The sequence below is a fragment of the Priestia taiwanensis genome (assembly GCF_014638355.1).
Classification (GTDB): Bacteria; Bacillota; Bacilli; order Bacillales; family Bacillaceae_G; genus Priestia_D; species Priestia_D taiwanensis.
In genome coordinates this window covers 2250652-2275038 of sequence record NZ_BMFK01000001.1, presented here as the reverse complement: position 1 = coordinate 2275038, position 24387 = coordinate 2250652, and the positions used below count along the sequence as shown (strand labels likewise).

General features: G+C 37.2%; 28 protein-coding genes. 15 read left to right on the top strand and 13 right to left on the bottom strand.

Annotated features, from left to right (window positions below; genetic code table 11):
- Positions 1–18 precede the first annotated feature (18 nt).
- Positions 19–1050: a flavin-containing monooxygenase gene (locus tag IEV41_RS11825; protein WP_188388572.1), complete on the top strand. Its 1032-nt coding sequence runs from the start codon at positions 19–21 to the stop codon at positions 1048–1050.
- Between the two features lie 42 nt (positions 1051–1092).
- Here IEV41_RS11825 and IEV41_RS11820 read toward each other — a convergent pair whose 3' ends face one another.
- The 3 genes from IEV41_RS11820 to IEV41_RS11810 all read right to left on the bottom strand — a co-directional run bounded on the left by IEV41_RS11820 (position 1093) and on the right by IEV41_RS11810 (position 3135).
- Positions 1093–2058: an LCP family protein gene (locus IEV41_RS11820; protein WP_188388571.1), complete on the bottom strand. Its 966-nt coding sequence runs from the start codon at positions 2056–2058 to the stop codon at positions 1093–1095.
- A 111-nt stretch (positions 2059–2169) separates the two neighbouring features.
- Entirely contained in the window at positions 2170–2424 is a 255-nt protein-coding gene (locus tag IEV41_RS11815; RefSeq protein ID WP_188388570.1) for a YhdB family protein, read from the bottom strand.
- 162 nt (positions 2425–2586) lie between these two features.
- Complete coding sequence (locus tag IEV41_RS11810) at positions 2587–3135, bottom strand: GNAT family N-acetyltransferase (protein ID WP_188388569.1); 549 nt, start codon at positions 3133–3135, stop codon at positions 2587–2589.
- Between the two features lie 130 nt (positions 3136–3265).
- On the opposite strand from IEV41_RS11810, the gene IEV41_RS11805 reads away from it, so the two are divergent.
- Positions 3266–3973 (top strand): nuclease-related domain-containing protein, encoded by a 708-nt coding sequence (locus IEV41_RS11805; protein WP_188388568.1) that lies wholly within the window; start codon positions 3266–3268, stop codon positions 3971–3973.
- A gap of 71 nt (positions 3974–4044) precedes the next feature.
- On the opposite strand, the gene IEV41_RS11800 is transcribed toward IEV41_RS11805, so the two are convergent.
- Entirely contained in the window at positions 4045–4764 is a 720-nt protein-coding gene (locus IEV41_RS11800) for a pentapeptide repeat-containing protein (RefSeq protein WP_188388567.1), read from the bottom strand.
- 235 nt (positions 4765–4999) lie between these two features.
- Here IEV41_RS11800 and IEV41_RS11795 point away from each other — a divergent pair, with 235 nt between their 5' ends.
- On the top strand, positions 5000–6421 hold the full coding sequence (locus IEV41_RS11795) for a SpoVR family protein (protein ID WP_188388566.1): 1422 nt from the start codon (positions 5000–5002) through the stop codon (positions 6419–6421).
- Between the two features lie 124 nt (positions 6422–6545).
- Positions 6546–7331: an HAD family hydrolase gene (locus IEV41_RS11790; RefSeq protein ID WP_188388565.1), complete on the top strand. Its 786-nt coding sequence runs from the start codon at positions 6546–6548 to the stop codon at positions 7329–7331.
- 213 nt (positions 7332–7544) lie between these two features.
- Here the strand turns inward: IEV41_RS11790 and IEV41_RS11785 are convergent, their stop codons facing one another.
- Entirely contained in the window at positions 7545–8732 is a 1188-nt protein-coding gene (locus tag IEV41_RS11785) for an RtcB family protein (RefSeq protein ID WP_188388564.1), read from the bottom strand.
- A 246-nt stretch (positions 8733–8978) separates the two neighbouring features.
- On the opposite strand from IEV41_RS11785, the gene IEV41_RS11780 reads away from it, so the two are divergent.
- Positions 8979–9791, top strand: coding sequence for a DUF368 domain-containing protein (locus IEV41_RS11780; RefSeq protein WP_188388563.1), 813 nt, complete (start codon positions 8979–8981; stop codon positions 9789–9791).
- A gap of 337 nt (positions 9792–10128) precedes the next feature.
- Here the strand turns inward: IEV41_RS11780 and IEV41_RS11775 are convergent, their stop codons facing one another.
- The 4 genes from IEV41_RS11775 to IEV41_RS11760 are packed head-to-tail and all read right to left on the bottom strand — an operon-like array spanning position 10129 to position 12178.
- Entirely contained in the window at positions 10129–11073 is a 945-nt protein-coding gene (locus IEV41_RS11775) for a nucleoside hydrolase (RefSeq protein ID WP_188388562.1), read from the bottom strand.
- Between the two features lie 50 nt (positions 11074–11123).
- Positions 11124–11693, bottom strand: a complete 570-nt coding sequence (locus IEV41_RS11770; RefSeq protein ID WP_188388561.1) for a manganese catalase family protein — start codon at positions 11691–11693, stop codon at positions 11124–11126.
- A 12-nt stretch (positions 11694–11705) separates the two neighbouring features.
- A complete protein-coding gene (locus IEV41_RS11765; RefSeq protein WP_205181511.1) occupies positions 11706–11933 on the bottom strand; it encodes a spore coat protein CotJB in 228 nt (75 codons plus the stop codon).
- Positions 11934–11965: 32 nt separating this feature from the next.
- Positions 11966–12178: a spore coat associated protein CotJA gene (locus tag IEV41_RS11760; protein ID WP_188388779.1), complete on the bottom strand. Its 213-nt coding sequence runs from the start codon at positions 12176–12178 to the stop codon at positions 11966–11968.
- Positions 12179–12301: 123 nt separating this feature from the next.
- Between IEV41_RS11760 and IEV41_RS11755 the strand changes: the two genes are divergently transcribed.
- Entirely contained in the window at positions 12302–12625 is a 324-nt protein-coding gene (locus tag IEV41_RS11755) for a VOC family protein (protein ID WP_188388559.1), read from the top strand.
- Positions 12626–12778: 153 nt separating this feature from the next.
- Positions 12779–13756: a LacI family DNA-binding transcriptional regulator gene (locus IEV41_RS11750; RefSeq protein ID WP_188388558.1), complete on the top strand. Its 978-nt coding sequence runs from the start codon at positions 12779–12781 to the stop codon at positions 13754–13756.
- 42 nt (positions 13757–13798) lie between these two features.
- Here IEV41_RS11750 and IEV41_RS11745 read toward each other — a convergent pair whose 3' ends face one another.
- Positions 13799–14569: a Cof-type HAD-IIB family hydrolase gene (locus IEV41_RS11745; protein WP_188388557.1), complete on the bottom strand. Its 771-nt coding sequence runs from the start codon at positions 14567–14569 to the stop codon at positions 13799–13801.
- A 166-nt stretch (positions 14570–14735) separates the two neighbouring features.
- On the opposite strand from IEV41_RS11745, the gene IEV41_RS11740 reads away from it, so the two are divergent.
- A complete protein-coding gene (locus IEV41_RS11740) occupies positions 14736–15269 on the top strand; it encodes an NADPH-dependent FMN reductase (protein WP_188388556.1) in 534 nt (177 codons plus the stop codon).
- A gap of 234 nt (positions 15270–15503) precedes the next feature.
- Here IEV41_RS11740 and IEV41_RS11735 read toward each other — a convergent pair whose 3' ends face one another.
- Positions 15504–15647 (bottom strand): hypothetical protein, encoded by a 144-nt coding sequence (locus IEV41_RS11735; RefSeq protein WP_188388555.1) that lies wholly within the window; start codon positions 15645–15647, stop codon positions 15504–15506.
- A gap of 221 nt (positions 15648–15868) precedes the next feature.
- On the opposite strand from IEV41_RS11735, the gene IEV41_RS11730 reads away from it, so the two are divergent.
- The 7 genes from IEV41_RS11730 to fakB (IEV41_RS11700) all read left to right on the top strand — a co-directional run bounded on the left by IEV41_RS11730 (position 15869) and on the right by fakB (IEV41_RS11700) (position 21965).
- A complete protein-coding gene (locus IEV41_RS11730) occupies positions 15869–16009 on the top strand; it encodes an imidazoleglycerol-phosphate dehydratase (protein WP_188388554.1) in 141 nt (46 codons plus the stop codon).
- Between the two features lie 91 nt (positions 16010–16100).
- On the top strand, positions 16101–17456 hold the full coding sequence (locus IEV41_RS11725) for a cytochrome ubiquinol oxidase subunit I (RefSeq protein WP_188388553.1): 1356 nt from the start codon (positions 16101–16103) through the stop codon (positions 17454–17456).
- Entirely contained in the window at positions 17449–18474 is a 1026-nt protein-coding gene (locus tag IEV41_RS11720) for a cytochrome d ubiquinol oxidase subunit II (protein ID WP_188388552.1), read from the top strand. The genes IEV41_RS11725 and IEV41_RS11720 overlap by 8 nt, the downstream gene beginning before the upstream one ends.
- Before the next feature lie 124 nt (positions 18475–18598).
- Complete coding sequence (locus IEV41_RS11715; RefSeq protein ID WP_373284190.1) at positions 18599–19285, top strand: class I SAM-dependent methyltransferase; 687 nt, start codon at positions 18599–18601, stop codon at positions 19283–19285.
- A gap of 24 nt (positions 19286–19309) precedes the next feature.
- Entirely contained in the window at positions 19310–20002 is a 693-nt protein-coding gene (locus IEV41_RS11710; protein WP_188388778.1) for a glycosyltransferase family protein, read from the top strand.
- 162 nt (positions 20003–20164) lie between these two features.
- The gene (gene fakB / locus IEV41_RS11705) at positions 20165–21013 is read left to right on the top strand and encodes a DegV family protein (RefSeq protein WP_188388550.1); all 849 of its coding nucleotides are present in this window, start codon (positions 20165–20167) and stop codon (positions 21011–21013) included.
- A gap of 106 nt (positions 21014–21119) precedes the next feature.
- Positions 21120–21965 (top strand): DegV family protein, encoded by an 846-nt coding sequence (gene fakB / locus IEV41_RS11700; RefSeq protein ID WP_188388549.1) that lies wholly within the window; start codon positions 21120–21122, stop codon positions 21963–21965.
- A gap of 42 nt (positions 21966–22007) precedes the next feature.
- On the opposite strand, the gene IEV41_RS11695 is transcribed toward fakB (IEV41_RS11700), so the two are convergent.
- Positions 22008–22574 carry a YdcF family protein gene (locus IEV41_RS11695; RefSeq protein WP_188388548.1) on the bottom strand — a complete coding sequence of 189 codons (567 nt, stop codon included), beginning with the start codon at positions 22572–22574 and terminating at the stop codon, positions 22008–22010.
- 106 nt (positions 22575–22680) lie between these two features.
- On the bottom strand, positions 22681–24366 hold the full coding sequence (gene argS, locus IEV41_RS11690) for an arginine--tRNA ligase (RefSeq protein WP_188388547.1): 1686 nt from the start codon (positions 24364–24366) through the stop codon (positions 22681–22683).
- Positions 24367–24387: the final 21 nt, after the last annotated feature.

The following is a 24387-nucleotide window of genomic DNA, read 5'->3' as shown; positions in this document are numbered from 1 at the left end:
AAGGATAGTGGAATCAGTATGTACGATATTGTTGTGATAGGTGTGGGGCAAGCTGGTTTAAGCATTGCTTATTATTTGAAGCAATCGGGGTATCATTTCATTATTGTCGGTGCAGAAGAACGTATTGGAGACGCATGGAGAAAGCGATACGAGTCATTAGTGTTATTTACACCGAAAGTATATAGTGCATTACCTGGAATGGCAATGGAAGGTGACGTAGAAGCATTGCCGACAAAAGACGAAGTAGCTAATTATTTGGAAAAGTATGCAATGCATTTTTCATTTCCAGTTCAATTAGAAACAACTGTACAGAAAGTTGTAAAAGTGAATGATATATTTGAAGTTGTTACCAATAAAGGGGTACTATGCGCAAATAATGTAGTTATCGCAACAGGAGCCTTTCAGAAACCGTTTATTCCAGCTATTTCGAGTAACTTATATGAGGAGGTGTATCAACTGCACTCGGCTACGTATCAGTCACCAGATCAAGTAAATAAAGGGTCTGTTCTTGTGGTCGGTGGTGGGAATTCAGGTGCACAAATTGCAGTTGAACTGGCTGATACACATGATGTGACAATTGCGACAAGTCATCCCTCTACCTTTTTACCGACAAAGTTATTAGGAAGGAGTATTTTTGTTTGGTTAGATAGGATTGGGTTATTATATGCAGGGATTGATACGAGAAGAGGTCGATGGTTTCGAAAGAGAAAAGATCCTATCTTTGGTTTTGAATTAAAAAAACTACTAAAAGAAGGAAAAGTAAAAGGGAAACCAAAGGTTATACAAGCAGAAGGAAAAGAAGTTATTTTTGATGATGGTAGCAGAATGTTCGCTGAAACAATTATTTGGTCAACAGGCTTTATTCCTCATTATGAATGGATTCAAGTAGAGGGGGCGTTAGATGAGAGTGGATTTCCCTTTCATATAAGAGGTATAAGTCCAGTGGAAGGATTATATTATATCGGGTTACCATGGCAATATCAACGTGGTTCAGCGCTTATTTGTGGGGTTGGAAAGGATGCAAAATATATAGTAGATGCTATCAAGTAAATACCCGCAGTATTCTACTGCGGGTATTTACTCGTCCGTTGTTTATTTGCCTTTGTCTCTAATTACTGGAGCTGGTTCATCTACGAGGAATTCTTTTAGTGCTTCTTTATTTTTTAAGAAATCAAGTTCTAATATACTACCAGCATGAGAAGATTTTGAATTTCGATATGCAGAATTGAGTGGAATTCGCATTGTTTCAATATGTTCTACTTTATTTAATAGAACACTGCCACCTAATGAAAGGAGGGATTTCATACTCATATCTGTATCAATATAGTTAAGTACTTCTTCCCCAACAGTCGGAAGTTTAAAGACACCATCAACAGTTCCTAATCGATTCACAAACTCTTCTTTGAGAGAGGTTAAGACTTCCTGTTGGCGTTTTACACGGCCGAAGTCGCTTTCTCCATCATGACGGAATCGGGCGTAAGAAAGTAATTCTTTTCCATGTAGACGCTGCAGACCCGGTTGTAAGTTAAGAGCCATATCTTTAATAATGGCTTCTTTTACATTTACTTCAATTCCATCTGGTGCTACGAGATCCACTATTTTAATAAATCCTTTGAAGTCAATTGCTACGAAATGTTCTACATCAATGCTGAAGTTCTTTTTAATCGTTTTTCGTAATAATTCAGGGCCACCTAAGTAATAAGCGGTATTAATTTTATGAAATTGTTTCTTGTAGTTCGGAATCTCAACATAGGAGTCACGCATAATAGAAACAAGCTTGGCATGTTTGTTTTTTGGATTATATTGTGCAATCATAATTGCATCAGAGCGAGCTCTTTCATTATCTCTTGAATCAACTCCGACAATTAAGATATTTACTTTTCCTTTCGTATCTTTTACACCGTGAAATGGGATTTTTCCCTTGGCATTATGTTTTTCTTCGATATTTTGTAGTAAATGAGAAAGATCCTTTTCTGTGACATCATTGTTATGATGATTGATATTACAAGCGCTAAGTAGTAAGAGCATAAGTATGGATATATATATCTTTCGTTTCAATGTATCACATCCTAAATTATGAACTAGTCGCGAAAACCTTGTATGTAGTATGTGCCAATGAACGTTCATTATACTGATAAATATAAAAGAAGAGGGAATTCCCTCTTCTTTTTACATAAGTTGTTCTGGTATTTCTCCCTCAAACGGATATTCCGCTTGTTGGGCATGGTCTATATATTGAAATAGGAGTTGAAGTTTGTCATTTACAACAGAGAGGTCGCGTTCGTATTTGAACGCGTGTAGGAAATGCTCAATGCGCTTTGAGAATAATTCATCTTTTGTTTGTACCATCAAGAGCATTAACTGTTCCCAGTTGCAACTATACGTGAAAAACAACGCTTTATCATACTCGTTATAATGCACCATTTATTTCCTCCTTTAATGGAGTTACTTCTAGTTTGGTGAAGTTATAAGAGAAAAAAACAGAAATATTTTGTTAAGGGAGGAAATGATGTGATAGGGGTATAGATTTTTTTTAGATGAGAAAACTAATGAAAAAAAGACGATGCACGGGTGCAACGTCGTGTATTACTTATTTAAATCCCATTCTTTTCTTGTAAGTGAATAAATGATAGTGTCGTGTGACTTTCCATGTTGAAAAATATAATCTCGTAAGGTTCCTTCTTCTACAAATCCTCGTTTTAGAACAAGATTCTTTGAAGCGGTATTAGCTGGGAAGATAATCGCACCAATGCGGTGAAGACCTAATTTATTGAATCCAAATGTAAGAACCGTTTCCAACGCTTCTGTTGCATATCCCTTATGCCAATAGTCAGGGTGTAAGTCATAGCCAATTTCTGCACGCTTATGCAAAGCAAGAAGGCTATGAATACCAAACGTCCCAATTAATGTGTTTGTTTCCTTTAACACAATTCCCCATCGGTATCCTCTTCTTTGTTCAAATGTTTGCCCAAAGCTATCGAGTAATTTACGCGCATCTTCTACTTCTTTAAATGTATCCATGCCAAAGTATTGTGTGACGATATCCTTTGAAAAATAGGCATATAACGCATCTATATCACGTTCATCCATTTTCCTTAATAATAATCGCTCTGAATGTAGCATTGGAAACTCCATCTTTTCATCCCCTTTTTTGAATTGTCCTTATTTTACCAAAGATATACATAAGGTGATACGATAATGCCTCCACGAATATAGGAAAATGATGATATAATGAAGCATATTATAAGAAAATAGAGGTAAAAGAATGACATTACGTTTAACACATAAATATTGGTTATGGCGCATTGCGAGCTATGTGTTTCTTCTCCTTACGTTAGTGGGAATTGGTTTATCGGTATATGTAGGGTATGATCGGCTTGTTGTAAAAGGACTGTTCTTAAGCATTGCCGTTAGCTGTGAACTTATACGAAGAAAAGCATCGAAGCAAGCAAAGATTTTGCGGGCGGGTGTTGAAGGGGAGCAGAAAACGACAAAGCTACTTGCTTCACTATCAAAGCAATACAAAGTAGTAGGTGATACGACTGTTACGATAAACGGAAAAAGTAGCCAGTTAGATCATGTTGTTATAGGTCCAGCAGGTGTATTTGTTATTGAAACAAAGAACGTAAGCGGTAAGATTATCGGCCAAGTGGCTGATAACGATTGGTCACAGAAAAAAATTGATTACAAAGGAAAACCATATACGAAGACATTATATAATCCATTGAAGCAAGTTGGGACTCATGTAGAACGTGTATATGCGTTGTTAAAGCAAGCGAATATAAGTATTCCAGTGAAGGGAATTGTGTACTTCGTGCATAAAGATGCAGAAATAAATATGCGTAGTAATGAAGTGAAGATATTCTCTGCTAGGAAGCGAGAAGAACAAGCATTACTACAGTACGTACAACGTACACATGGAAAAGCGATGACGTCCCAAGAAGTAGAGAAAGTATACGCATTATTAAAATAGATGAGGAAAGGAGGGCTAAAGAAAGCTCTCCTTTTTTCATACCATTAACAATGATATAATCTCGTTCATCCCTATTTCCAATGTGATGGTCGGACGAGTGAGGATGGTAATTTCGTTTGGACATTTCCTTTTGCTGCATTTACCTGTACTTGGGTAAGAAAGATACTGCCTGTCAGGTCTGCACCCCTAAGATTTGTATCACGTAAGTCTGCCCCAATAAAATCAGCCATTCTCAAATTTGCATTTTGTAAGTCAGCTGCAATGAAACAAGCCCCTCGCAAGTTAGCGCCTGCTAAGTTTGCATTTTTTAATTTTGTACCAATAAAATTTGCTCGTTGATGATTTTTTCGTTTCCCTTTAAGGCCAGATGCCATCCATACGAGTTCGCTTGTTTGGATGAGTAAATCATTCACTGTTGTACGATGCAGTGGGATATGTATGTGTAGAAGTGATTCTACATCAAGATTAGATAAATGCTCTGTTTCTTCAAAGGCTAAACGAAGTTCCTCGTGGATGGGGCGGGTAGCTTCTAATGATAGTGCCTGTTTTAAGTAAAAGAGCATTTCGTGTAGTTGTTGTACAATTGGAAAGATATCATACATCTTCTTTGCCTGCTCTGGATTTTTTTTCCAGCTTACATCGTTAAAGGTATGTTGAGAAACTTTTTGCCCAGCACCGAAACATTCGAAGACGGTACACCCTTTAAATCCTTGCTCTCTAAGGTCTTTATGAATTCCACACTTGAAGTTTGCTTGTAAATTCGAACATGGTATACCACCGTCTTTGTTCATGGCAAAATCTCCAGAAGCTGCGAAAGGAAGTGCAACGCAACATAAGGCAAAGCAATTTTCGCAATCAGCTTGTAAGTGATTAGGAGTAGAAAGCAATATATACACCTCATTTGTTTTAATTGGTTGTTATTACCATTATATCAACGTAATAAGATTCATGCGCGTAAAGAAGCTCTTCATCTTTTGATGTGCTTATTCATACATTAGAGTAAAGCAGAGAAAAGGAGAGGGGCCTATGAAAGCAAGTGACTACAAAGCATTAGAATATGCGATTGATGAAATTACGGAAATTGCAAAAGGATTTGGGTTAGACTTTTATCCGATGCGTTATGAAATATGCCCAGCAGATATTATTTATACATTCGGAGCGTATGGCATGCCGACGCGATTTTCTCATTGGAGTTTCGGAAAACAATTTTTTAAAATGAAGTTACATTATGATTTAGGATTAAGCAAAATTTATGAGTTAGTTATTAACTCAAATCCATGCTATGCGTTCTTACTTGATACGAACACGTTGATTCAAAATAAATTAATCGTCGCACACGTATTAGCGCATTGCGACTTCTTTAAAAATAATGTTCGTTTCTCTAATACGAAACGGGATATGGTTGAAAGTATGGCCGCTACAGCCGACCGAGTAAAAGCATATGAACATCAATATGGAAAGAGGGAAGTAGAAGAGTTTCTCGATGCAGTGTTGGCAATTCAAGAACATATTGATCCATCGCTTATGCGTAGTAAGTTATCATGGTCATTAGATGATTTATATCTTGATGTGGAAGAAGAGAAGAAATTCTCTCCGTACGATGATTTATGGAAGTTAGATGAGAAGAAAGTGAAGAAGTCTGATTTACCACAAGCGAGGAAGAAAAAGAAATTTCCACCACAACCGGAGAAAGATTTATTATTGTTCATTGAAGAATACAGCCGGGAGCTAGAAGAGTGGCAACGTGATATTTTGACGATGATGCGAGAAGAAATGCTCTATTTCTGGCCACAAATGGAAACGAAAATTATGAACGAAGGCTGGGCTTCTTATTGGCATCAACGTATTCTTCGTGAAATGGATTTAACATCAGATGAATCGATTGAGTTTGCGAAGTTAAATGCAGGTGTTGTGCAACCGTCTAAAACGAGTATTAATCCGTACTATTTAGGAATTAAAATATTCGAAGATATTGAAGAGCGTTATAACAATCCTGATGAAGAGATGGTCCGATACGGTGCAAAGCCAGGGCGTGGCCGGGAGAAGATGTTTGAAGTCCGTGAAATCGAAAGTGACACATCATTTATCCGTAATTATTTAACGAAGGAACTCGTTTATAGAGAGGATATGTACTTATTCCAGCGTCAAGGCCGTGAATATAAAGTAGTTGATAAAGAGTGGGAACATGTTCGTGATCAGCTCGTTAATATGCGTACAAACGGAGGATTTCCATATATTATGGTCGAAGACGGAGATTACTTGAAGAATGGTGAATTGTATTTGAAACATTCTTATGAAGGCATTGAATTAGATTTGAAGTACCTAGAGAAAGTATTGCCTCACATTTATACACTATGGGGACGATCGGTGAATTTAGAAACATTGTTAGAGAATAAGAAAGTGCTCTTTACGTATGACGGAAAGACCGTGCATAGGAAGTATGTGTGAAGCCGCTGGAGACAGCGGTTTTTTTCTTGTAGGTTAGGAATATACAAGCACAGAACAGGTTGTTAAAATATGGAAAAAGAAGTAGTGTATTTAGGAGAAATACATAGTATGGGGGGATGGACGAATGGACTGTAAAGCGGATATTAAAGCAATTGTATTGGATTTAGACGGGACTTTATTAAATTCAAGAAAAGAAGTGTCAGAGAGATGTGAACAAGCAATTCTTACTTGTTATAAGAATGGAATGACAATTATTTTTGCAACAGCTAGAGCACCGAGGTTCGTTCGTATTTTTTTACCTCAGGAACTACGAGAAATTGCATCTATCATTTACTATAACGGTGCATTAATTGAGGAGTATACAACAAGTTATAGACGACATTATCCGATTGAACCATCTATTGCACATGAACTTATTGAATATATAGTTCTTCATGATGATGTAGCTCTGTCTGTAGAGTCAGAAGATAGATGGTACAGCACAAAAACGTTAGATTACAGTAAAGCAATGAACGCCGTTGTGAATCCAATTGTCGTTTCGCGGGAGGAATTAAAGAGTATACCAGCTTCCAAATTATTAATTTCAGACTATCCTAAGTATGAAATGTTACATCAACAATTCAAGGATAAAGTCAGTATGGTCTGTACGGATGAAGCAACATTAATTCAAATCATGGCACATGGTGTAACGAAGAAGAGGGAAGTAATGGAGTTATGTACCCGTCATCATATATCGATGGATTACGTGATGCCATTCGGTGATGATTGGAATGATATGGAATTATTTCAAGCTTGTCAGTATCCAGTTGCAATGGGAAATGCAATTCAAGAGTTGAAAGAAGTTGCATATCTAGTTACGAGTACGAACGATGAAGACGGTGTGGCGAATGTGCTAGAGCGGTTAATGTAAGATGCAGAGAGATTATATTAAAAAAGTGGTACAAAGGGGTTCTAAGATAATAATGGCCTATTCCTTTTTAATTGGAGACACATTCCAAATAGATATTGTAACGGAAGTATTGGATATTACACCAGCAACCGCATATAAAATATGAAGGTGAATAAGAAGAATGGAAGAAAAGCCTGTGGTCTCTACGGATTCTATAGAGACTACAGGCTTTTTCTAATTCGCCTTAAAGTTATAAATTGGTTTAATAATATGTTTAATATCGATAGCGTCCTTCGTATTTTCTACAATCTCATCGATGGGTTTATATACCATCGGTGCTTCGTCTAGTGTATTCTCATCAACGGACGTTGTCCATACGTTAGACATTGTTTGCTGGAATTCAGCTAAGTCTAGCGTTTCTTTCGCTTTCTTTCGGCTCATAATCCGGCCTGCACCGTGTGGGCCGGAGAAGTTCCAGTCTGGATTTCCTTTTCCGTAAGCGATAAGAGAACCATCTCTCATGTTAATTGGAATGATGACGCGTTCGCCTTGCTGGGCGGAAATTGCACCCTTTCGTAAAATCATATTGTCAATATTGATGTAGTTATGAATCGTTGTAAATTGGTCAACCGTTTCCCAGCCCATGCGAGTGACAATTTCATCCATCATTGCTTTACGATTTAATTCCGCATATTTTTGAGCAATTTTCATATCATTCATGTAATCTTTAAATCCCTGTCCTTCTAAGTAAGCTAAGTCTTTACGGATTTCAGGGAGTTTAATGTTCTTTAGTTCTGTTTGGATTTCTGATTCGCGTCCTTCTGCTTTCAGCTTGTCAATTAACTCTTGCTTTATTGATGTTACGTTTAGTAGTTGGTTGTAAGCGAGATGTTGGTAGTACTCAGCTACCTGTTTTCCTAAGTTACGCGAACCACTATGAATAACGATATAGACATTCTCATGTTCGTCTTCGTTTAATTCGATAAAATGATTCCCCCCACCAAGTGTACCAACACTTTTTTGCGCGCGTTTTAAGTTAAATGGTGCTCGCACATTTCGGAAATCAATCAGCTTCGAGAAGCGGTGTCGTCCTTCTCGGATATTAAAGCCACTAGGGACATATTTACGAATTGTTTCATCTACTTGATCAAAATTAATGTCAGTTTTTTTCTTATTAATGACGACAACTTCCATCCCACAGCCAATATCTACGCCAACGAGATTTGGAACAATCTTATCTTGGATGGTCATCGTCGTTCCAATCGTACATCCTGCTCCTGCATGTGTATCAGGCATAATGCGAATCTTACTGTCCTTTGTAAATTCTTGATCGCAAAGTTCTTTAATTTGTTCTGCGGCTATTTCTTCCACATTATTTGTAAATACTTTTGCTTTGTTGTATTTTCCTTGAAGTTCTAGCATTTGTTCTACTCCCTTCTTCAATAAAAGTAAACTTCTATTGAGTGTACTTCGCTATAGAAGTACATATTCGCTTAAAGTATAGTGTGTTCCTGTTATAATAATTTTCTTAAGTCATGGTACGTGCCTATTCCATTTGAACTGTTGTCCTCTTTCACCCTTTCTTGCTATACTGGTAAAGTCGTTTATAAGCAATAAGGAAATAAGAGGAATCTTATTTAATAGAGAAAAAAAGTGAGGAAAACAAATATGGAATGGAAGAATCTTTATCGTGGTCTACTAATGGGAATTAGTGATTTAATTCCTGGTGTTAGTGGCGGAACAATTGCGGTAGTACTTGGTATTTATGACCGATTACTTGATGCAATTAATGGCTTTTTCAGTAAGGACTGGAAACGTCATTTAGGCTTTTTAATTCCTTTAGGTATTGGGGTTGGAGCAGCGCTATTAGCGCTTAGTCGTGTAATTAGTTATTTATTAGAATATCATAAGGGACCAACACAGTTCTTTTTCTTAGGGTTAATCGTTGGGGTAATTCCTTTGTTATGGAAAGAAGCAGATGCGAAGAATCATTTTAAAGTACCACACTTTATGATGATTTTTATAGGAACTGTATTAGTTGCATCAATGGCATTCTTTACACCGGATAAAACAGGAACACCGATTACAGAATTAACGATTCAGAATGGTATTGGTTTATTCTTTGCCGGTTGGCTAGCAAGTATGGCAATGCTATTACCAGGAGTAAGTGGTTCGTTTGTCTTACTATTAATTGGTGTATATCCAACGGCAATTAATGCACTATCAACATTTAATATTCCTCTAATTGCCGTAATAGGAGCTGGAGTTATTGTTGGTTTTATTGTAAGTAGCCGTGGAATCCGTTTCTTAATGGTACGTTATGGATATATGACATATGCAGCTATTATTGGGCTTGTACTTGGTTCATTAGCGGTTATTTTCCCAGGATTTGCAATGAGTACGGTTCATTTAGTAGCAAGCGTCATTACATTTGTAGCAGGAATTACAATTGTGACACTGTTAGGAAAGCAAAGTAAATAATCAAGATAGATCGAAACCTTTCGTTTCATTTTGAAAACAAATGAACGAGAGGTTTTTGTATAGGAGATAGGTCGATTTCTATGTGGAGAGGTATAAGTTCTTATGATAGAATATCCTAATTTAGAAACCCACATTAACGAGTGTTCAATTAGATAAAGAAAATCGTTAGTAAAAAGAGAGAATGTATCATTTTATTGCGGAGTAGGTAGAGAAGACAGGAAGATTGATTACAAATAAGTATCTTTTTCAAGTAGAAACTGTTTTCCCTGTAGAGGCGAATAAAGTTACATGAAAGTAAGGAAAAAAGAACACGAGGCGTTGCCTCGTGTTCTTTTTTTCATCGTGACATAATGTTAATAAAGTCTTGAACGAATGCATCTGTATGTAAGTTGAGGCCAATACGGGTATCTTTTTTGTGTGATTTTTCTTGGGAGCGAGGGCGAAAATCAGCTACTGTGAGACCGCGCGTATTGCCAGTTCTACCTGTACTGACCACTTCTACTTCTCGGTACGTATATTCAACAAGGGATGGGTTTGATAAGGCGCTAAATGTTACTAAGTCGTGGAGAGGAGCTCCTTTTGAACCGGGCTGGAGTTTTTGATAGGACTTGAAATAATAATGGAAAATAGGTTGAATTAAAAATTCAAATGTTGCGTGGTTTTGCTTGAGAATATAGTCAATCATCGCTGGAGTAATGATGGCTTTGTTTGTTACGTTTAATGGAATCATGGTTACGCTTTGTGCTTGTTCGAGTACGATTTGGGTAGCGGTTGGATCGCCGAATACATTCGCTTCGGCGAGGGGAGTTACATTCCCTGGAGTAAGAAAAGCACCGCCCATTATATAATATTCTTTTACTTTTTTCATTGTTTCTTCGCCGAGGAGGAATGTAATAGCTAGGCTTGTAGAGCGGCCAACATCGATAATTGTTAATTCATTTTTGTATTGATTCACAAGGGAGAAAATAGTTTGGAACGGATATATTCTTACTTGTAAATTTGCTGGGGGACGAATGGGGCCAAGACCGCTTGGGCCATGAATTTCTGGATAGTATACATTTACTTCTCCACTCAAAGGTCTGATTGCACCTGCGATAATCGGGATATCTTCGCGCTTGGCAAGTTGGAGTAAGTAGGCAGCATTTTTCGTTGCTTGATCGCGTGAGACATTCCCATATCCAGCAACAATCCCAACTAATTCAATGTCGGGATGGAGGAGTGCATACATAATTGCTAAGGAATCATCGATACCTGGATCACCGAATAAAAGTACTTTTCTCAATTATTTCTCCCTCCTCGTTGCAGATTATATGGTGATAGATCTTTAAAGAATCAAAAATAAATTTTACGATCACGTTCTTCTTTTAATAGTTCAACAGCTTCACGGAAACGTTGTGAGTGGATAATTTCTCTTTCGCGTAAGAACCGTAATCCATCATTTAAATCTGGATCATCAGACATATCGATGATCCATTGATATGTTGCACGAGCTTTTTCTTCTGCGGCAATATCTTCATATAAATCGGCAATTGGGTCACCTTTTGACTGAATATACGTTGCAGAAAATGGATTACCAGCAGAATCATGATAGAACAGGCCGCTATCGTGAGAGGCATAGTGGGTGTCCAATCCAGCTGCTTTCATTTGTTCTGGTGTCGCGTCTTTTGTTAATTTATAAATCATTGTTGCAATCATTTCTAAATGAGCAAATTCTTCTGTACCGATATCAGTAAGAAGGCCAATTACTTTATCAGGGATACTGTATCGTTGATTTAAATATCGAAGGGCTGCAGCTAATTCTCCATCTGCACCGCCGTATTGTTCAACTAAATACTTCGCAAGCATTGGATTGCATGTACTGACTCGTACTGGATATTGCAATTTCTTCTCATAAATCCACATATGTTCCCTCCTTTATAATTGCCATGGCCATGGACCTTTGCTCCATTGCCACGGCGCATTTGAATAGCTATTCCCATATTGTTGGAGTGGCCCATACTTGTTTTCCATCTTTTCTTTTAAGAGCCGTCTTTTGTAGGAAAATTCATTGAATTGCTGAATACATTTAATATCATCAGGATGTGTATCTAAATAGAGGGTTAGTTCTACTAAAACGAAGTCATATTCTTGTAGTTCTGTCATCCATTCATAAAATTCATCTGGTAATGTTTCATTCAACGTTTTGCTCCTCCTGTCTTATATGGATTGTCATAATAATCATAGAAAGCAGGCCAGAGTGTTCCTTTTTGTAGTGCTTCTTTCGGTGAATATTGTGGTAAATTTGGTGGTTGGAATCCCATATATAAATGAGGGGGAGTGGAGTAAAAGTTTTTGCCAATAGACGGACAAGGATCATGTTTCCCATGATAAGGGACGTACGTTTTCATTGGTGTATGTTTATTTGTCATATCATGCACCTCCAAACGAAGCTTTACATTAAGTATCGTATTCGGATTTATAGATAAAATATGCCTTTCACGTGTAAGAAGTTTAAAAGGAGGGAAAGAAGAATGCATGTGACGTTGCCGGTGACAAATTTGAAACAATCCTTTTATTTTTATGAGGGGATTATTGGTTTTTCGGTATGTAAGGATCGACCTTCATTTTCTTATCCGGGCGTATGGTATAACCTTGGTTCGGGGCAATTACGTTTGCAACTTGTCCCACAGCATATAGATGAAGGAGTATATGTTGCAATTTCTGTTCGTGGTATGAATGAATTTATGAAGAAATTAGATTATTACGAAATACCTTATAAAAGGGAACGAATGTCTATCTCTATCGTTGATCCAGATGGGCATGTTCTTACATTTCATGATGTAGGAGAGATCTAAGAAAGAAGAGAATTAATCAATCAATGTTACGCTATAGAGATGACGCCAATGACTGGAATATTCTCCTCATGTCTACTATAGAAGATGAAAACATTTTCATATCAAGCAGAAAAAAATTTTTTTTTCATGTATGATATGAAAAGGGGGGATTTGATGGCAAACATTAAAGAAATTGCGAAGCTAGCAGGTGTTTCGATAACAACTGTATCACGCGTATTAAATAACCATCCTTATGTGAGTGAAGAAAAGCGGAAAATTGTACATGAAGTCATTGAGAAGATGGGTTATGCACGTAATGTAAATGCTGTTCATCTTGTCAAAGGAAAAACAAATATTATTGGTGTTATCCTTCCATATATCGATCATCCTTGGTTTGCCGGATTAATTGAAGGAATTATGCAGGAGGCACATACATATAACTATCGTATTTTGCTTTGTCCTACTAATTATGAGAAGGAAGAGGAAATTTCAATTCTTGAGATGTTGAAACATAAACAAATAGATGGGCTTATTATTTGTTCGAAAGCAAATACATGGGATCATGTAACAGAGTATGCACGTTACGGTCCAATTGTTGCATGTGAGAAGTCCAATCAGCATGAAATCTCATCGACATATATTAATTCGTATGCAGCTTCGGCTACAGGAATTGATTATTTGATTGAACAAGGGCATCGACATATTGGAATAGTTGTAGCCAGGATAAATAGTTTTAACAATTCACAGCGCTTTGAAGCGTATAAAGAGGCGCACCTTCGTTTACAGGAGCAACTGAGAGAAGAATGGATTTTTACTAATTATGTAACGATGAATGACGGAATCGAGCTCGTGCATAAATGGATGAAGATGGGTGAACGTCCCACAGCATTGTTAGTGGCAGGAGATACGGTAGCAGCTGGAATTGTAACAGAAGCCAGAAAGAATAGTATCTATATACCGAACGAATTGGCGATTATTGGCCTTGATAATCAACCTATTGCAGAAGCTTTGGATATTACAACAATCGCACAACCTATTCATGAAGTTGGGATGCACGCATTGAATATCATTCATCATAAGTTAACAGGTGATTGTAATGAAATAAGAGATATTGAATTACCTTACGAGTTAATTAAACGAAAAACAGTATGACAAAAAGAGGTAGTAATTAATTACTACCTCTTTTTGTCTATGTTAAATTAAATCAAATGTCTTTAATGCATGATAAATACCATCTTCACAGCTACTTGTTGTGATATGATTAGCAACCTCTTTTAACGGTTCTACTGCATTCCCCATCGCAACGCCTGTTCCAACGTATGCAATCATTTCTAAGTCATTTAGGCCATCACCGAATGCATACGTATTTTCTTGTGTGAATCCAGTTAATTCTAGCATTTTTGCAATTCCTTCTGCTTTTGAACCGCCTTTTGGTAATACATCAATTGATAAATCATGCCAACGGATGAAATCAAATTGAGGGTACTTATTCATGTAAAATTGTTCTTCTCCTTTTTCACAGAAGACACAGCATTGGAATAAGTCGTTGTCTTTATAATAGTCTTTATTTACTGCTGGATAGTCTAAACCTAAGTGTAAGTAACTTTCATTCACATGAGGATGATCTTCGTGTGTAATAATGACTTCTTTTTCATTCGTAAATAGCATTGGATGTTTATGTGTTGCTGCATCTTCTGCTAACATATGAAGAGCTTCTGTATGCATTGGATTGGTGTAAATTTCTTTTCCTTCAAAGACAACGTATTGTCCATTGTTCGAAATATAAGAATCAATGTTTAGCTCCTCACGAATATCTTCGAACATTTGCGGAGCACGTCCAGTTGCAATAGCAACATAAACGCCATTCTCACGTAGTGTGTTAATAGCATCTTTCGTTGATTGTGGGATTTTATTTTGTTTATTTAGTAACGTTCCATCTATATCAAAAAATACGATTTTCTTCATGTTATTCCACCTCGTTAGTTAGCTTAGTTGTATCATGATGTCACTATACGTTATGAAAAGCATTTCATAGCAAGTAAATTATAAGTTAAAATAATTTTCTGAAAATAAGAAAAATGTTATCCTGTTGGAAGAGGGGACTAAATACTTATAGAAGGAGTTGAAAATCATGAAATTAGTAGTGATTAATGGAACGCCTCGCACGTTTGGACGTACACGACTTGCGGCGAAATGGATGGAGAAGCATCACAATGCACAATTATTTGACCTAAGTACAGCAGGATTACCTTTATATAATGGTGAGAGTGAGCAAAGAGAAGTTGAATCAGTACAAGCATTACAAAAGCTCGTAGCCGAAGCAGATGGTGTAATCCTTTGCTCGCCAGAATATCATAGCGGAATGAGTGGTGCATTAAAAAATGCTCTTGATTTCTTAGGAAGTGAATTGACGCATAAACCAGTAGGATTATTTGCTGTTGGTGGTGGCGGTAAGGGCGGTATGAATGCATTAAATAATATGCGTATTGTTAGTCGTGGTTTATACGCGAATGTTATTCCGAAGCAAGTTGTTGTTGATAAGAACTTCATTCTTGAAGACGGGGAATTAGCTGAGAATGCAGTGAAATTAGTGAATGATTTAGTTACGGAGTTACGTATGTACATGGAGTTTTATCATGGAGTTGTGCGTAAACAATTATCTTAGTTAGAAAGATATGAATGGAAAGAAATAGTTTGAGTGTTATAAATCATCACTGGCAATCAGGGGAATAAGAAAACAAAGGCTTAGGAGAAATCCTAAGCCTTGTTTCTATTGTTGCTCGTTTTGTTTTGATTTACGTCGTTGTTTTGCTTTATCCTTTGCACTAACGTGGTTTGCGTCACTTGGACGATTTTTCTTTGAACCTCTAGCATCGTTACTCATGGATAGTTCCCTCTCTTACTTGTTGTTTTTTAATTTGCGCATATAAGCTTGATGATGTTCTTCCATCTTTTCACTCTTTGAATGAGCTGATTCTTCAGAGTGCCCGAATTGATTTACAGAGCTACGTTGTTTTCCTTTTTTCGTATGTCCATGTGCCATTGTTATCCCTCCTTACTATGTCTTTAATATTTGCAACTCCTACCGAAGAATACCGTATAAACGAGAAAAAATGTGACAATCTATTCGTAAGTGGAAGGGAGGACAACTAAATGGGAAAGACAAAAGCAAAAGGTTCAGCAAAGCATAAAGGGAACGAAACAATTGAATTAACATCATCAAAGAAAGCACGTCAAACGAAAAATCAATAGGAGGAGAGTAGCATGACAAGTCGAAATGGCAGTCGTGGAAGTGGCAACCAAGGATCACCGTCCGCATCGACATCCCATCCAATTAGCGGGGATGATAACAAAGGAAAAACATATCGTTCGAAAAAAGGTAGTAAATCAAAAGCAGGGAAGTAATCTCTTCCTGCTTTTTTCTTTTGTTTTCTTATGCATAATTTAACAGGAAATGTAGGAAAATACTGCTAAAACATGTGAAGGAGTTAGAGGCATGGATACAGTAGTATTAGCGCGAATGTTCTTTGGAAGCTCACTCGCATTTCATATTATTTTCGCGACGTTGGCAATTGGTTTGTCATTAATGATTTTTATTTTTGAGATTTTGTATCAAGTAAAGAAAGATAATAATTATGCAATTATGGCGAAGAGATTGACGAAAGGATTTGCAATTTTGCTTGGAGTAGCCATTCCAACTGGAACGATTGTAGGGGTACAATTATCACTTCTTTGGCCTGGATTTGCGGAAATCGTTGGTCAAGTTATTGCAGTTCCGTTTCAAATTGAAATTTTTGCCTTCTTTTTAGAAGCATTATTCATGTCGATTTATGTGTACGCAGCGGATAAGTTACCACGTTACTTACGTCTTATCTCGTTGTTCTTTGTAATGTTTGGGGCAACGGCTTCGGCTGTATTAATTACATCGGCGAATACGTGGATGAATACACCAGCAGGATTCTCGGTTGCAGATGATGGCACAATTTATAATGTTGATCCATGGAGAGCTTTCTTTAATCCAAGTTTCTTTGTTAGTTCATGGCACGTTGTTATTACAGCATTCGCTACAGGAGCGTGTGTTGTAGCTGCACTTGCTGGATTTAAATTGTTGCGAAGAAAGGCAAAGCATCAAGAGTTTGGTTATTATCGAAAGGGACTGTATGTTTCGTTAGTCGTAGCAGCTATAACAGGAACACTTATGATGTTCTCAGGTCATAGTTCGGCTGTTATGTTGCATGAACATTCCCCGGAAAAGTTAGCGGCGGCAGAAGGATTAATTGCAACACAAGCGAATGCAGGGTTAACGATTGGTGGATTTGTGAACCCAGATACGCTTGAAATGGAATATGGATTGGAAGTTCCTGGGGCACTTAGTATTTTGGCAGGTGGCACGTTTGATACAGTCGTGAAAGGATTAGAAGAATTTCCAAGGGAAACATGGCCACCGTTTTATACGCATGTGTTGTTTAATTTAATGGTAGGGCTTGGTTCTCTTATGTTTGGTATTGTTCTGTTCGCATTATTTATGTGGTGGTTATATAAACGGAAACAATCTGTACAGTTGCCAAAATGGTTGTTGTGGCTTGTGGTATCACTCGGTCCTGTTTCAATTCTTGCAATTGAATTTGGTTGGATTTTTAGCTGTAGCGGTCGTCAGCCCTGGACAATTTACGGGGTGCAACGTGTAACAAATGCAGCAACACGAGCTGATTATGTAGGGGAACTATATTTCTTATTCGTTATTTTATATATTGTCCTAGCAATTTTGACAGTAGTTGTATTAATTTCGTATTTCAAGCGTCATCCTCTTGCAAAAGAGCTAGAAACATACGGAGGAAAAAATCATGTATGAAGCAGATTTAGCCATTATTATTTTATGGACGTTACTTTCTGTATACAGCATTTTAGGAGCGATTGATTTTGGGACTGGTTTTTGGTCGATGGTATATGCGAATCATGAAACATTAGCAGGAAAAATAGCAAATCGCTTCTTATCTCCAACGTGGGAGGTAACGAACACGTTTCTTGTGTTTTTAGTTGTTGCCGTTATGGTCTTCTTTCCGAAAGCAGCATTCTCTTTCGCGACCGCTATGTTCGTACCTGTAACATTAATTTTAGTACTTATTGTACTAAGAAGTTCACTTATGGTGTTCTCGCATAGTTTTGAGAAATATAGCAAGTTACTACGAATTGTTTCGGGGATTACAGGGTTACTTGTCCCAATGTTGTTAATCATTGTCTTACCTATAACAGAAGGTGGATTTATTAGTGTTGTTGATGGGGTAGAAACACTGGACTTGGGGAAAGTATTTTCGAGCCCGACGATATACGCATATATGTTATTTGGTCTAGCTTCTGAATTGTTTTTATCTGCCTTATTTTTAGCTGATTTTTCTCGTGAATTAGGATCAGAAGATACATACATTATATATCGTCGCAATGCTTTGTTTTTAGGACCAGTTGCTCTTCTCATGGCTATTGTAGCATTAGGTGTAATGGATCCAGCTGCAAGTTGGTTGATGGCTAACTTACAAGATAAATTGCTTCTTTTTATGATTTCGTTGTTCTGCTTCATCCTTGGTTATAGTGCGCTTTGGTGGAGTTTACGAAATGAGAAGAATGTTGGCTGGCCACGTTTTGCGATGATTGCAATTGTATTGCAGTATGGTATTGCCAGTTTCGCATATGGTTCGGCCCATCTACCGTATATTGTGTACCCAATTATGACAGTAACAGATGGATTTACAACGGTAGAAACATTCCGTACTTTATTAATTGTATATGCAGCTGGTGTGGCTGTTTTATTACCAGGTTTCCTTATTTTTTGGAACGTATTTTTGAAAAATCGCAGTTTAATTCGAGAGGAATAAGATATAAACTCCAGAGAACATTCTCTGGAGTTTATTTTTTAGGGATAAGGTTGTGCATAGACACACTCAAAAAAGAAGAAGGCGACATAGTATGTGCAGGAGACACGTAGAAAGGATGAAGCGTATGGAACAAGAAAATTCTTCTCTCTATAAAGAGAAAGGAGATAGCTATTACGAAGGAGCTAATCCACATTTACTGAATCGGATAAAAGAAGGGTGGAAGGAAGTACTCGATATTGGATGTTCAAAAGGTGGGTTAGGAGCTGCAATTAAAGAAAAAGGAATACGTGTATCAGGGATTGAAGCCTTTGAAGACGTGGCTTCGGTTGCAAAATTAAAGCTAGATGATGTTATCGTAGGAAATATTGAAACGATGGAGCTGCCATATAAGGCAGAACAATTTGATTGTATTATTTTTGGCGATGTATTAGAGCATTTATTTGATCCGTGGGCAGTTGTAGAAAAAGTAAGACCATATATAAAGCCAGGCGGCATGATTTTGACGAGTATTCCTAATGTTGCACATATTTCAGTAGTGAAATCTCTTCTTAATGGAGATTGGACGTACGAGGAAATGGGATTAATGGATAAGACCCATATTCGCTTCTTTACGTATAAAGAGATTATTCATTTATTTGAAGGAGCTGGACTTGCCATTCGTCATGTGGAGCGAGTGTTATCGTATTCCGATACGTACGGGAAATTCATGGCGGACTTACATGCCGTATGTACGAAACATCAAATCGGTACGACGTTCCTATTAGACGCAATTACGTATCAATATGTGGTGGAGGCAGTGAAGCCGGTATAAAGGACAAGAAAGGAGGATTTCATGATTAAAGAGATGACTGTTTTATTCGTTGTTTGTGTGAATAATGAAGAACTATTTGAACAATGTGAAAAGCAAATTAAAAGTGTGTATATACCACCTGGTTTTCACATGCACATTCTTCCAATACGTCATGCAAAAAGCCTTACAAGTGCGTACAATCAAGCACTTTCTTTTCCGGCGAAATATAAAGTATATTTACACCAAGATACGTTTATTATGAATCCATATTTCTTTATGGAGATGCTTGTCCTTTTTACCTTGAATAAGGACCTTGGGCTTCTTGGAGTCATAGGATGTAAAGAATTACCGGAGAACGGTATATGGTGTGAGGGAAAGGAATTGATTGGGCAAGTATTGGAATATAAATGGGGACTCTATCAACTGTTATCGTTTAAAACGGAAAAATTTAAGCGTGATCGTTTTATACCTGTTCAAGCGATTGATGGCTTGTTGATGGCAACGCAGTATGATGTAGAGTGGCGAGAAGATGTTTTTGATGGATTTCATTTTTATGATATCTCACAATCACTTGAATTTCAGAAAGCAGGCTATGTAGTTGGTGTTGCAAATCAAACGAGACCATGGTGTATTCATAACATTAGAGATTATGTATTGGATGAAGCTACTTATGAAAAATATCGTAAAATTCTTGTAGAAGAGTATCCAGATGTGGGATTACAAAAGGAAGAAGGATAGGAAAGGAACCTCTAGCTAGGTAAATAATGCTAGAGGTTCTCTTCGTTGTTCTAATGCCTTATTTCGTATTTTTGATAAAAAATCCGTTGATTAATACTTGGTTATAAAATAAGATTATAATAATAGGTTTTAATACTAGGTTATAAAAAGGAGCGAAGATATATGAAAAAGATTGCATGGGTAACAGATAGTACGGTTTATATGTCAGAAACGTTAATGAATAATCCAGATGTATACGTTGTACCGTTAACCATTATTTTTGAAGACGAACAATATGAAGACGGTATTACAATTACAACGGAAGAATTATATAAAAAAATGAACGATTCCTCTATTTCCCCAACAACATCTCAACCATCCATCGGTACATTTGTTGCCTTATATGAAGAGTTGAAAGAAAAATATGATCATATCATGATGATTCACGTTTCAGATGCCTTGAGCGGAACGTTATCATCTAGTAAGCAAGCTGCGGATATCGTTGGTTTAGCATATACAGCAATTGATTCGAAATCATTGTCATATGGCATTACGTATTTAATAGAGGATGGCATTCGTATGCAGCAAGCTGGTAAATCAATAGAGGAAATGGCATCCTATATGGAGCGTGTTATCTCATCGCTTGAGAATTATATTTTAGTAGGGAGCTTAAAGCAACTTCACAAAAGTGGACGTATGAACGGTGCACAGTTTTTCTTAGGAACAATGCTTAGTATTAAGCCAATTATTCAAATTAACGAGGGTGTCATTCAAGTTGTTGAGAAAGTTCGCACAGAAAAGCGTGCTTTCTTAGAAATCGTGAAGAGAAGTAGTGCATCGATTAAAGTAAATCATGTACAAAAGGTGGCCATTTTACATGGAAACCGAGAAGAGGATGCACATTATTGGAAAGCGAAATTACTAGAAGAAAATCCATCGATTCAGATTGATATTGCACCAATTAGTACAACAATAAGCGTGCATGCAGGAGAGGGAACACTTGCCTTTTTATGGTATAACACTTTAGAATAAGTATGTCTGTAGAAAAAATGTCGTACATTGTAGATTTTTATATAGAATATATAGTAACATAGACGGAGAGTGGACATTTAGCTTATTACTTAAAGGAGAAAGTCGAATGAAAAAAAAGATTGCATGGGTGACAGATAGTACAGCTCATATAACGGAAGAACTTCAGCAGCATCCAGATGTATACGTTGTTCCAATGTCTATTATCTTTGGAGAAGATATATATGAAGATGGTCTTACTGTTACACCTGATAATTTATATACAAAAATTAGTGAATACCCAGAATTGCCTACGACATCACAACCACCTATTGGAAAATTCGTAACGTTGTATGAAGAGTTACAAGAAAAATACGAACAAGTCATTATGATTCACGTATCAAGCCTAATTAGTGGAACGTATGCTGGTAGTAGACAAGCGGCAGAAATGGTTGGGATTAAGTACCATGCAATCGATTCGAAAGCGATGTCTTATGCGATGACGTATATGTTACAAGATGGATTACAGTTACAAGAAGAAGGCAAAACAGTAGAAGAAATTGTTACGTATATAGAAGGAATGATTTCAGCGTTAGAAAACTATATTCTACTTGGTAACTTGAAACAAATGTACAAAGGCGGACGTATGAACGGAGTACAGTTTTTCTTAGGAACAATGTTAAACATTAAGCCAATTATTACGATTAAAGAAGGCGTATTCCAAATGTTTGATAAAGTTCGTACAGAGAAACGTGCAGTGCAGCGCCTAATGGATCAGTTTGCATCTGCATATGAGAAAGTAGCAATTAATCGTCTTGCTATCTTACATGGTAATCGTTTGCAAGATGCACAAAAATGGAAAGAAATGTTGGTGGAGAAATACCCAAGTCTTGCTATAGATATTTGCCCAATTAGTTCAACAATTGGTGTGCATGCAGGAGAAGGAACATTAGCAGTTTTATGGTTTAATAAGTAAGTAAAAAGAGCTACTTCATTTCAATGAAGTAGCTCTTTTTTATTAGTCTAAAAAGAATGATTTAACGAGTGCAACATATTCTCTTGCATGTAATTGAACAATAACGGAGTTAGGCGTTGCAGAAGCTAATGTTTCAACTGCTAATCCTTGTCGTTCTGCTAGTAGCTTTGCACGTGCAACGTGATAATTACTACTTACGAGAACGATATTTGTTGCATCATCCGGTAATAACTCTTTTGAGAATGAGATATTTTCTTGTGTGTTCGTTGCTTTGTCTTCTTGGATAATACGTTCAGCTGAAATTCCATTTGAAACGAGGTATTTTTCCATTACTTCTGCTTCTGAGTAAGCGTGTGAATTGCCCTTTCCTCCAGAAACAATGACCTTCGTTGTTGGAGATTCTTTCATGTATTCACTTGCTGTATCTAATCGATATTTCAGAGAAAGAGAAGGTTCATCGCCTCTTATACCAGCACCTAGAACGATTAAATAATCCGCTTCTTTTGTTGGTAGTTGTTTTGCGACGTGATGCATATATAAATGAGCTGATATCATATACGCTAATCCTAGAATAAGCAGAGAAATTAAGGTTATTAAGTACTTCTTCATATGTAATCTCCTTTACGAATAAAACTACTATTCTCTGAGCATAGAGATAGTAGCTTTATTATGTCATGCTTTGTTAGTCAGCATCAAGGAGATATTTCCAAGTTTTTTACATTTCTTCAGGAGCAGCAATGCCTAGGAGTCGTAATCCTTCTTTCAAAACAATCGCAACAGCTTCGACAAGAACGAGACGACTTTGGAGTTGTTCATCTTCGATCATAATATGAACATTGCCGTAGTACGTATTAAATGCTTGGGAGAGATCTACTACATACTTGGCGATGATGGATGGCTCTAATTTGTCGTGTGCTTGCTGGATAATAGTTGGGAAGTGATGCAGTAGCTTCACAATCGTCCAACTTAAGTCATCCTCTAGTTGTATTGTCGCTTGCCCAGGAGTATGTGATGCTTTTCGAAGAATTGAACAAGCACGTGCATATGAGTATTGGACATAGGGGCCTGTTTCTCCTTCGAATTTGAGCATATCTTCTAACGAGAATTCAATGTTGTTCATACGATCGTTTTTTAAGTCATGGAAGATGACTGCACCAACCCCAACTTGACGTGCAACTACTTCTTTCTTCGTAAGTGCTGGGTTTTTCTCGGTAATGTTTTGGGTTGCCATGTGAATAGCTTCTGTTAGTACCTCTTCAAGAAGTACGACTTTTCCTTTACGAGTCGACATTTTCTTACCGTCTTTTAAAATCATTCCAAATGGTACGTGTATCATGTTCTTCGCCCAGTCGAATCCTAACTTTTGTAAGACGGCGAATAGTTGTTGGAAGTGAAGACGTTGCTCGCCGCCAACGACGTAAATTGCTTGTGCGAAATTGTAGGTACGTTTGCGATATAATGCGGCCGCTATGTCACGTGTCGCGTATAATGTTGCACCGTCAGATTTTTTAATTAAGCAAGGTGGGAGAGGTTCTTCTAACATAACAACTTGTGCACCATTATCTTCTATAAGTAAGTGTGCTTCTTCTAGCAACGTTACAATTTCATCCATCTTATCATTATAGAAAGCTTCTCCATTTGTCGAGTCAAAGGAAATACCTAGTAAGTCGTATATTTTGTTGAATTCGATGAGTGATTCACTGCGGAACCATCCCCATAAGTGATGAGCTTCTTCATTACCATCTTCTAGTTTCTTAAACCAAGCACGTCCTTCGTCCTCTAATGCTGGATACTTCTCTGCCTCTTTGTGAAAGTGAACATATAGCTTTAGTAATTCTTTAATAGGGGTTTGCTTTATTTGTTCGGGAGAGCCCCATTTCTTATAGGCGACGATGAGTTTGCCAAATTGTGTACCCCAGTCGCCAATATAGTTGATTTTGATTGGCTTGTAGTCGCATTTTGCCATAATATTTGCGATTGCATTGCCAATTACGGTAGAGCGTAAATGTCCCATTGAAAAAGGTTTAGCAATATTAGGAGATGATAAATCGATTGGAACATGTTGTCCGTCTCCAATGGCCAAATTTCCGTATCGATTCCGCTCATCTAAAATGTGCGTTAAAACGGTATTGCTGACAATATGTCGATGTAAGAAAAAATTTACATATGGGCCAACTGCTTCTACATGGGAAACGAGCTTGTGTTGCAATGTATTAGCTAACTCAGATGCAATTCCTGCTGGTGATTTTCGTAATGTTTTCGCCAGTTCAAAGCAAGGAAAAGCAAGATCACCGTGAATAGCATGTTTCGGTTGTTCTAGTAAAGCTAAAATACGTTCTTCGTGTAATGCTCCGTCTAACGCATGAGAAAGGCAAGATGCAACGATTAATTTTTCATTCATTGTTTTTTCCTCCTAAAATAA

Coding starts and splice junctions, on each gene's coding strand:
- IEV41_RS11810 (WP_188388569.1), bottom strand. CDS start 3,135: ATGGAGTTTCCAATGCTACATTCAGAGCGATTATTATTAAGGAAAATG.
- IEV41_RS11725 (WP_188388553.1), top strand. CDS start 16,101: ATGGATACAGTAGTATTAGCGCGAATGTTCTTTGGAAGCTCACTCGCA.
- IEV41_RS11780 (WP_188388563.1), top strand. CDS start 8,979: ATGGAATGGAAGAATCTTTATCGTGGTCTACTAATGGGAATTAGTGAT.
- IEV41_RS11760 (WP_188388779.1), bottom strand. CDS start 12,178: ATGAAAACGTACGTCCCTTATCATGGGAAACATGATCCTTGTCCGTCT.
- IEV41_RS11735 (WP_188388555.1), bottom strand. CDS start 15,647: ATGGCACATGGACATACGAAAAAAGGAAAACAACGTAGCTCTGTAAAT.
- IEV41_RS11695 (WP_188388548.1), bottom strand. CDS start 22,574: ATGAAGAAGTACTTAATAACCTTAATTTCTCTGCTTATTCTAGGATTA.
- IEV41_RS11720 (WP_188388552.1), top strand. CDS start 17,449: ATGTATGAAGCAGATTTAGCCATTATTATTTTATGGACGTTACTTTCT.
- IEV41_RS11730 (WP_188388554.1), top strand. CDS start 15,869: ATGACAAGTCGAAATGGCAGTCGTGGAAGTGGCAACCAAGGATCACCG.
- IEV41_RS11755 (WP_188388559.1), top strand. CDS start 12,302: ATGCATGTGACGTTGCCGGTGACAAATTTGAAACAATCCTTTTATTTT.
- IEV41_RS11740 (WP_188388556.1), top strand. CDS start 14,736: ATGAAATTAGTAGTGATTAATGGAACGCCTCGCACGTTTGGACGTACA.
- IEV41_RS11805 (WP_188388568.1), top strand. CDS start 3,266: ATGACATTACGTTTAACACATAAATATTGGTTATGGCGCATTGCGAGC.
- IEV41_RS11790 (WP_188388565.1), top strand. CDS start 6,546: ATGGACTGTAAAGCGGATATTAAAGCAATTGTATTGGATTTAGACGGG.
- fakB (WP_188388549.1), top strand. CDS start 21,120: ATGAAAAAAAAGATTGCATGGGTGACAGATAGTACAGCTCATATAACG.
- IEV41_RS11815 (WP_188388570.1), bottom strand. CDS start 2,424: ATGGTGCATTATAACGAGTATGATAAAGCGTTGTTTTTCACGTATAGT.
- IEV41_RS11785 (WP_188388564.1), bottom strand. CDS start 8,732: ATGCTAGAACTTCAAGGAAAATACAACAAAGCAAAAGTATTTACAAAT.
- IEV41_RS11715 (WP_373284190.1), top strand. CDS start 18,599: ATGGAACAAGAAAATTCTTCTCTCTATAAAGAGAAAGGAGATAGCTAT.
- IEV41_RS11800 (WP_188388567.1), bottom strand. CDS start 4,764: ATGAACAAAGACGGTGGTATACCATGTTCGAATTTACAAGCAAACTTC.
- IEV41_RS11770 (WP_188388561.1), bottom strand. CDS start 11,693: ATGTGGATTTATGAGAAGAAATTGCAATATCCAGTACGAGTCAGTACA.
- IEV41_RS11765 (WP_205181511.1), bottom strand. CDS start 11,933: ATGACAGAACTACAAGAATATGACTTCGTTTTAGTAGAACTAACCCTC.
- argS (WP_188388547.1), bottom strand. CDS start 24,366: ATGAATGAAAAATTAATCGTTGCATCTTGCCTTTCTCATGCGTTAGAC.
- IEV41_RS11750 (WP_188388558.1), top strand. CDS start 12,779: ATGGCAAACATTAAAGAAATTGCGAAGCTAGCAGGTGTTTCGATAACA.
- IEV41_RS11745 (WP_188388557.1), bottom strand. CDS start 14,569: ATGAAGAAAATCGTATTTTTTGATATAGATGGAACGTTACTAAATAAA.
- fakB (WP_188388550.1), top strand. CDS start 20,165: ATGAAAAAGATTGCATGGGTAACAGATAGTACGGTTTATATGTCAGAA.
- IEV41_RS11825 (WP_188388572.1), top strand. CDS start 19: ATGTACGATATTGTTGTGATAGGTGTGGGGCAAGCTGGTTTAAGCATT.
- IEV41_RS11795 (WP_188388566.1), top strand. CDS start 5,000: ATGAAAGCAAGTGACTACAAAGCATTAGAATATGCGATTGATGAAATT.